A 7835-nucleotide genomic window follows, 5' to 3' on the forward strand; every position below is an offset into this window, starting at 1 on the left:
GCACTGGTTGAACTGAGTGAGTTCGCGGTCGCGCGTACGCACTAAGGGATATCTGTAGGAGCGAGCTTGCTCGCGATGGGCGTCAACGATAACGTGGCCATTCTGAATGAACGCGGTGTCTTTGAGTTTTTCGCGAGCAGGCTCGCTCCTACAGGTAATCAGCGGGTATTACAGAACGTCGAGCAGTTCGACGTCGAACACCAGTACGCTGTGCGGCGGGATGCTGCCAACGCCTTGAGCGCCGTATGCCAGTTCGCTCGGCACGTACAGGCGCCATTTGCTGCCGGCGCTCATCAGTTGCAGGGCTTCGGTCCAGCCGGCGATCACGCCGCCAACCGGAAATTCTGCAGGCTCGCCGCGCTCGTAGGAGCTGTCGAACACAGTGCCATCAATCAGGGTGCCGTGGTAGTGAGTACGCACAGAGTCTTCACGGGATGGCTTGACGCCTTCGCCAGCGGTCAGCACTTCGAACTGCAGACCGGAAGCCAGAGTGGTGATGCCGTCACGCTTGGCGTTTTCAGCCAGGAAAGCCAGGCCTTCGCCAGCAGCCGCTTCAGCCTTGGCTGCAGCTTCGGCCTGCATGATTTCGCGGATGACTTTGAAGCTGGCGGACATTTCTTCCTGACCCACACGGCTTGGCTTGCCGGCGAATGCGTCGGTCAGGCCAGCCAGGATCGCGTCCAGGCTGACGCCCGGTGGCGGGTTGTCGCGCAGTTGGTCGCCCAACTGACGGCCAATACCGTAGCTGACGCGGGTTTCGTCGGTGGACAGATTTACTTCGGACATGACACTGCTCCGCTGTGCGGACGGCTCGGGAACTTGCCATGCGTGCACAGCGCGTCCCGGAGCGCCCGGAACCAAAAGGGCCAGCAGACTAGCACAGATGTCATGCCATTGATGAGGGACCTCAGGCGATCGGCACCTTCAGGTTTTCTTCCACGTCGGCAACCAGCCCGCACATTTCGTCATGCACGACCGTGTGCACAAGGTTGAAGTGCAACTTGGGAAAGGAGCGCAGCACATCACGGGCATGCTCCACCGAACGCAGGCTCATCATCTGGCCGTGCGTATCGCTCAGGGGGTACGCCGCGCCATGCATCCGTGCCTCCAGCAGGTAAATGCCCCCCTCCATGGAGATCAGGTTCAGCTCATCGACCTTTCCGGCGATGGCATACGCATTCAACTCATTCAGGGTCATGAACGCACCTCACGCAGTGGCGAGCCAACATACTTACAGGGATAGGCCTCGGCGCATCAAAGCACAAGCCACTGGCCAGACCGTTTGTCTGTTATCGCAGGAGGTTGTGGCGAGGGAGCTCGCTCGCCACAAAGGGAGCCGGTGTGGATCAGTGCTTGGTGAGTTTATCCAGGTAACCCATGGCGAATGCCGAAACCACGAAGGTCATGTGGATGATCACGTACCACTGCAGATGTTCMGGATCGACATTCTTGGCGTCCATGAAGATACGCAGCAGGTGAATGGACGAGATTGCCACGATCGACGCCGCCACCTTCATTTTCAGCGACGAAGAGTCCATGGTGCCCAGCCAGTTGAGCTTTTCCTTGGAGTCGTCGATGTCCAGCTGTGAGACGAAGTTCTCGTAGCCGGAAATCATCACCATCACCAGCAAACCGCCCACCAGCGCCATGTCGATCAGCGACAACAGCACCAGGATCAAGTCCGATTCGGCCATCGAAAACACGTTCGGGATGACGTGGGAGACTTCCTGGAAGAATTTCAGCGCCAGCGCCAGCAACCCGAGGGACAGGCCGAAATAGATCGGCGCCAGCAGCCAGCGCGAGGCGTACATTGTATTTTCGATAAAGCGTTCCATTGAATCTCACATGTGGGCTGAAAATGGCCGCGAGTATACCAGCCGCCCGTCTATACCCAGAAGCAGCCAGAAACCGTCGAAAAATCCGCCACCTGCGCCTGTGTATCAAAGTTTTTCTGCTAGTGTCCAAATCATTGACCGCTCAGTGATATCGGACAGGAAGACTGGAAATGGATGTGCGATTGCCTTTGACGAGTGCCGGAATTTGCATGGCGCTGCTTCTAAGCGGCTGCTCGCCCAGCGATGAGAAACGCCAGGTCAGCCTCGAAGAAAAAACCGCGCAATTCGAAAAGTCGCTGGACGCCATCCAGGATCCGAAGCTCAAGGATGCCGTGTCGGAGCTGGGCGGCTCACTGCTGCTGCTCGAGCGCGCGCAACTCAAGCTCGAGAGTAAACCGGTGGAAACCGAATACGGCGAAGACGCCCTCGCCATGCTCAAGCACTACCCGACCCCGCAGGCCCTGGTCGACGCCTACATCAACGGGTTGTTCGTGCTGCAAAAAGACTCCAGTTCCGACTATCTGACCGATCTGCAACCGGTGTTTCCCTTCACTTTCAGCGTTCCTGCCGCGTTTTTGTTTCCCCATGGCCTGGAATGGCAGTCGGTCACACTAAGCAATAAACGAGTGATCCCATTCCAGCCGGAATGGTCAGAAACCGACCCCGGCATTCAACTCAGCCCATCGAGTTCCAACCTGACCACCCCCGATGACCTGACTGTGGCCTACCCCTTCATCGAAGGCCTCGACATCGACAGAAAACAGCAACCGCAACCAGTGAGCCTGCAGGGCAAAGTCGAGGTCATCGCGCCACGCCGCCTCTACAGCTTCGACCTGACGAAAAAGGACATAGGCCAGACCCGCACCAATGACAACATGAGCGTCACCCTGCTCACACTGACGAACAACTACGCGGAAATCGAATACAACAACAGCGCACCGCTAGCCCCCGAAGTCAGAGAAACACCGCTGAACCCACTGATCGTCCAGGCCACGGACAGCACCGGGCAATTCATCTCGCGCGCCGGCTCAATCAACGAAACCGCGGTACAAATTGCGTTCTATCAGCAGCAGCTGGCCAAGATGCAGCAGCAAAAAAGCTGGAGCGAGGCCCTGGAAAAACAGCTCGACGAAGAACAGCGCAACTTTGAGAAACGGCAGACTCGACATTATTCGAAGGTGTACTTCAACGGGACGATCGAAACCCTCGAAGTCAGCATGCTGGATTTTTCCGCCGTCACGGTCACCCGCAAGAGCCTCGACCTGCCGGTCCGGCACTTCGATGCCGAGACCACGGACAAGACCATCCAGCCCTTGAACCTGCCCGTGGTGGTCTATGACGACCAGGCGCCCGGTTGGCTCAAAGGGGCAACGCTGAGCGAGGATCAACTGAAAAAGAACGTCAGCATCAGTCAGTCGGTCGATGACCCCAGTGCTGCGCGAATCGAACTCACTCATCTGCGCAGCTTCAACGATGAACTGCTCGGCACATCGTTCAACCCCGGTGAAAGTCCGGTGAGTTTCTTTACCGAAGACGCGAGTGGCAAACGCGACGAGCCGATCGAGTTGCCGCCCGAGGCGTACCAGATCGATCCCCTGCGCGGCACCATTACCTACGATCTGAATCTGTTTCCGCAAACGCCGGCCTATGCGGTGGGCTCGATGCCGCTGTTCCTGGCCACCGTCGAGCAAAAAACCGTCGACGCCCGCCAACTGCCCAAAGGCCTCGAGCTTAAAGCCAATGCTCTGGTGGTTGATTTGAAGCAGTTTCCCGCCCAGGACTGGCGCTTTTTCGCCAAGGACGACACCGGCAATTACTTGAAGGAGATTCTATCGGTCAGCCATGGCGCGAGCGCACAAGGGCCGGCGCAGTTTGCCGTGCATTACTTCTACGGACAGCCTACGCGCCTGGAAACCTATCAGCGCACTGACCTCGCCACCGTGCAGTATGGTTTCGAGGTCAAACTCGACAAGGCCGACATGACGCGCCTTGATCAATAGTGCGAATCAGTACTCGGGGTGAAACTCGAAGCCGCCCATGTTTCGGCAGCGACCACCGTTGATTTCCCGCAGTTGGGCTTGCAGGTGCAAGCACCAGATTTGCGGATCGTTGGCCAACTCGTAGCCGTGCAAGGTCAGGCTTTCAACGATGGTGTCGAGGATTGATTCAGCGACGAACGGACCGTGAAACGGGCCTTGGGCCTTGATAGCCGAAGGTTGTTCACCGGCCATTCCGGCGGCGAACAGCAGAGTCCACATGCCCGTATCTCCCGCCAACGGACGGATGGCACACTCGATACGGGTCTCAAGGCCCAGGCATTGACGGGTAAGGCAGAGGTTGCGCGACATGGCGGCGACCCTCGGTAGATCCGGTATTCAGCCCCCATGTGAAGGCTGTTTCGATCCTGTGATTACTGTCGACATCCCTGAGCTGAGAATAGAAGAAAAGTCTGGCTTGCAGGCAGTGCGATACCGAAAGGCGCCGAATGGTCACCGCGTGAATGTTGACGTCATTTCGATGACGCTTTTCGACATTCACCACAAAAAACCGTGGGAGCGAGCCTGCTCGCGATGGCGGACCTTCAGTCAACATATGGGTTGAATGTCAGTCCCTCATCGCGAGCAGGCTCGCTCCCACAGTACCGAGGTGAGCCAGACTCAAACAGGTATCAAGCTGGCTTTGTTTCCGCCAACGCCTCTTGCGCCAACTCCTTCTCGGCTTCCTTCAGATCATCTTCGCTGATCATTTCCGCGATAACCCGTAGGCGCTCCACGACCCGTGCGTTCACGCTGCCTTCAGGGAATTCGCCATTCTCGTCCGGCTCGCCGGCTGGCTCGCCAACCAGCAAACTCAAGGCTTCGTCGGCCTGACGGACCGCGTAGACATGGAATTGCCCCGCACGTACCGCCGCCAGCACCTTCTCGTCGAGCATCAGCGTGGCGACGTTGGCGTGAGGAATGATTGCCCCCTGCTCGCCGGTCAACCCGCGGGCCTCGCACAGACGGAAGAAGCCCTCGATCTTCTCGTTGACTCCGCCGACCGCCTGCACTTCGCCGAACTGGTTGATCGAACCGGTGATGGCAAAGCATTGCTTGAGCGGGGTTTTCGACAAGGCCGAGATCAGGGTGCAGGCCTCGCCCAGGGAAGCACTGTCGCCATCGACATAACCGTAGGATTGCTCCAGGGCGATACTCGCGGAAATCGCCAGCGGAAACTCCTGGGCGTAACGACTGCCCAGATAACCGGTAAGGATCATCACGCCTTTGGAGTGGATCGGCTGGCCGAGGTTGACCTCGCGCTCGATGTCGACAATGCCGCTGCCGCCCGGGTACACCGTGGCGGAAATCCGCGCCGGTATACCAAAGGCCGAATCGCCGACTTCCAGCACGGTCAGGCCGTTGCACTTGCCGACTGCCGCGCCCGCGGTGTCGATCAGGATGATCCCGGCCAGCATGTCGTCGAGAATCCGCGCCGAAACCCGCCCGGTCCGCGTGGCCTTGGCTTTGAGTGCCCGTTCAATGTGCCCGGCGTCGGTCATTTCATCACCGGCCAGATGGCGGATGAAGTCCGCCTCGCTGACCAGTTGGAACAAGTCACCGATACGCGCCGACAAGCGCCCCTGGTGCTCGGCCAGACGCGCACTGTAGGTTGCCAGGCGGGCCACCGCATCGGCGGTCAGCGGTGCCATGCCTTCTTCGGAAGTACGGGTTTTGAGCAACTGGGCGAACTGCTCCAGGCTCTCGTCGACCATCGGGATGTCTTCATCGAAATCCACCAGGACGCGGAACATTTCCTGGAAGTCCGGATCGAGGTCTTGCAGCGTGTAATACAGCTGACGGGCACCAATGATGACGACTTTGACCTGCAACGGAATGTGTTGCGGTGTCAGGGTCACGGTGGCCAGACGGCCCAGCTCACCCAGCGGCGACTCCATTTTCAGCTTGCGCGATTGCAGGGCGCGTTTGAGCGCATCCCACACGAATGGCTCGCTGAGCATCTTGTCCGCTTCAAGGATCAGGAAACCGCCATTGGCCCGGTGCAAAGCACCCGGCCGCAGTTGGCGGTAAGTGGTGTACAGCGCGCCCTGATCGGTGCTGTATTCAATGCGACCGAAGAGGTTTTCATAGGTCGGGTGCGGCTCGAACACCACCGGCGCACCGCCGCTGGCCGAATGACCAACCACCAGGCTCGGTGCGTATTGCTCTTCCAGCAGCTTGCGGGCGACGGCATCGGTCTTGCTGTCGTCCACCAGTTGCTCGACCACCGTCTTGAGCAAATACACCTGCATGGCTTGCAGATAACCGCACACCGCAGCGTTCTCGGCGTATTTCTCCGACAACGGCGACAGCAACGGCTGCAAGGCCAGGGTGATGGTTTCCTCGTTCAGATGACGCAGTTGGTTGCTCGATTCGCGCTTCCATTGCGGCAGGCTGGCGAGCTCTTCGTTCAGGCGCTCCTCCAGTACCGAAATATCCTCGTGAAAGCGCTCGCGCTCGGCTTCCGGCAGTTGTGCGAATTCAGCTTCGTCCAACGCCTTGCCATCGCCCATTGGGGTGAAGGCGATATTGCTGGCGTCGCGGTAGAGCGCGACGTCCTTTTCCAGGGCCAGACGCTCGATGACGTCCAGGGCCTTGTCGTAGCGCTGGTTGAAGGCGCGGTCGATGGCGCTTTTCTTCTGTTGGTAGGACGGATGCTCGAAGACTGCCGGAAACGTCGCCAGCAGGTTGTCGATCAGACCGTTGATATCTCCAATGAAGTTACCGGCAGTGCCCGACGGCAATTCCAGGGCACGTGGTTCGCGCGGCTCATCGAAATTGTTGACATAGACCCAGTCCGCCGGGGTCTGCAGGCGCTTGCCTTCGGCCTTGAGATAGCGTTTGACGAACGAGAACCGGCCAGTGCCGGGCTCGCCCATGACGAATACGTTGTAACCGGGGCGTGGCATGGCCACACCGAACTGCAAGGCTTCGACCGCACGTTCCTGGCCAAGCACACCGCGAAAGGGCTCCAGATCATTGGTGGTAGAGAAGCTGAACTGTTCAGCGGAAAACGGACGGGTCAGCGCTTCGGGCGCTAGACGCAAGCTGGCAGCAACAGGATCAGGCATCGGGCTTCCTTAACAATCAGGCGGGGCAGATGGCAGCATTCTGGCGCCGCCCATACCCGACTGGCAAGGAGCGCCGCAGGCCTGAGCATCGTCAATCCGCCAACCCCAGGCGGGCCGGGCTTGCGCCACGGTTTCCCATGAGTCTTTTGCAAAAAATCACGGAGCCCCGTGATCGTGCCTAAACTCCAGACTGCGCGGCTGGACTAATGACCGGCCCACTTGTCCATTGGTAGGCACATAAAGAGAACAAAGCTATGAAACGGATTCTTCTCGGTACTCTCTTCACCGCCGTATCCATCAACGCCATGGCTCAGGCGCCGGGCGGCCCGGATTGCGGTTGGGGCAACATGCTGTTCGAAGGTCAGCGTGGTACTCCGGCCCACTTCCTGGCATCCACCACCAACGGCACCTCCGGCAACGCAACCTTCGGCATGACCTCCGGTACCAACGGTTGCGCAACCAACGCGTCGCTGACCTATGGCGGTAAATCCTGGTTTGCCATGAATGGCATGATGAACGAGCTGTCCGAAGACATGGCCAAAGGTCAGGGCGAAGCGCTGACCACCTATGCCGTGGTACTGGGCGTGGCGCCGGAAGACCGTGCGCACTTCGCCGCCGTCACTCACGAGCACTTCCAGCAGATCTTCAGCAAGGCTGACGTGACTGCCGAAGACGTGCATACCAATACCCTGGCCGTGCTCAAAGCCGACCCTCGTCTGGCCAAGTACGCGACCCAGGCATAAGCTCCACTCGCCCCCGCTTCTTTCGGGAAGCGGGTTTTGTTTTTTGGACGCGACCACCTTTGGATGTCGCTGACTGTAGGAGCTGGCTTGTCGGGTCGCCGCATCGCAGCGATGGTTTCAAAGGCGCCGTGTTTATCCGGTAGACACGCG

The 7835-nt window shown here is 59.0% G+C and carries 7 protein-coding genes; 2 read left to right on the plus strand and 5 right to left on the minus strand.

Annotation, left to right across the window (positions count from 1 at the left end):
• Window positions 1–168: 168 nt before the first annotated feature.
• The 3 genes from AC1DVH_RS23325 to AC1DVH_RS23335 form a co-directional block, all read right to left on the minus strand.
• Window positions 169–786: an FKBP-type peptidyl-prolyl cis-trans isomerase gene (locus AC1DVH_RS23325; protein WP_477755802.1), complete on the minus strand. Its 618-nt coding sequence runs from the start codon at window positions 784–786 to the stop codon at window positions 169–171.
• A gap of 121 nt (window positions 787–907) precedes the next feature.
• Window positions 908–1198, minus strand: a complete 291-nt coding sequence (locus AC1DVH_RS23330) for a DUF6482 family protein (protein WP_477755803.1) — start codon at window positions 1196–1198, stop codon at window positions 908–910.
• Between the two features lie 148 nt (window positions 1199–1346).
• The gene (locus AC1DVH_RS23335; protein WP_108216418.1) at window positions 1347–1835 is read right to left on the minus strand and encodes a TIGR00645 family protein; all 489 of its coding nucleotides are present in this window, start codon (window positions 1833–1835) and stop codon (window positions 1347–1349) included.
• 170 nt (window positions 1836–2005) lie between these two features.
• Here AC1DVH_RS23335 and AC1DVH_RS23340 point away from each other — a divergent pair, with 170 nt between their 5' ends.
• The gene (locus AC1DVH_RS23340; protein WP_477755804.1) at window positions 2006–3835 is read left to right on the plus strand and encodes a hypothetical protein; all 1830 of its coding nucleotides are present in this window, start codon (window positions 2006–2008) and stop codon (window positions 3833–3835) included.
• 6 nt (window positions 3836–3841) lie between these two features.
• Here AC1DVH_RS23340 and AC1DVH_RS23345 read toward each other — a convergent pair whose 3' ends face one another.
• Both AC1DVH_RS23345 and AC1DVH_RS23350 read right to left on the minus strand, forming a co-directional pair.
• On the minus strand, window positions 3842–4183 hold the full coding sequence (locus tag AC1DVH_RS23345) for a PA4575 family protein (protein WP_477755805.1): 342 nt from the start codon (window positions 4181–4183) through the stop codon (window positions 3842–3844).
• Window positions 4184–4503: 320 nt separating this feature from the next.
• Entirely contained in the window at window positions 4504–6942 is a 2439-nt protein-coding gene (locus tag AC1DVH_RS23350; RefSeq protein WP_477755806.1) for a Lon protease family protein, read from the minus strand.
• Window positions 6943–7196: 254 nt separating this feature from the next.
• Here AC1DVH_RS23350 and AC1DVH_RS23355 point away from each other — a divergent pair, with 254 nt between their 5' ends.
• Window positions 7197–7685, plus strand: coding sequence for a DUF3015 domain-containing protein (locus tag AC1DVH_RS23355; RefSeq protein ID WP_007970900.1), 489 nt, complete (start codon window positions 7197–7199; stop codon window positions 7683–7685).
• Window positions 7686–7835: the final 150 nt, after the last annotated feature.

It is taken from the genome of Pseudomonas sp. P4_C3 (assembly GCF_056402075.1).

Excerpts from the sequence above, each read along its gene's own strand:
- AC1DVH_RS23325 (WP_477755802.1), bottom strand. The coding sequence starts at position 786 with ATGTCCGAAGTAAATCTGTCCACCGACGAAACCCGCGTCAGCTACGGT.
- AC1DVH_RS23330 (WP_477755803.1), bottom strand. The coding sequence starts at position 1,198 with ATGACCCTGAATGAGTTGAATGCGTATGCCATCGCCGGAAAGGTCGAT.
- AC1DVH_RS23340 (WP_477755804.1), top strand. The coding sequence starts at position 2,006 with ATGGATGTGCGATTGCCTTTGACGAGTGCCGGAATTTGCATGGCGCTG.
- AC1DVH_RS23345 (WP_477755805.1), bottom strand. The coding sequence starts at position 4,183 with ATGTCGCGCAACCTCTGCCTTACCCGTCAATGCCTGGGCCTTGAGACC.
- AC1DVH_RS23350 (WP_477755806.1), bottom strand. The coding sequence starts at position 6,942 with ATGCCTGATCCTGTTGCTGCCAGCTTGCGTCTAGCGCCCGAAGCGCTG.
- AC1DVH_RS23355 (WP_007970900.1), top strand. The coding sequence starts at position 7,197 with ATGAAACGGATTCTTCTCGGTACTCTCTTCACCGCCGTATCCATCAAC.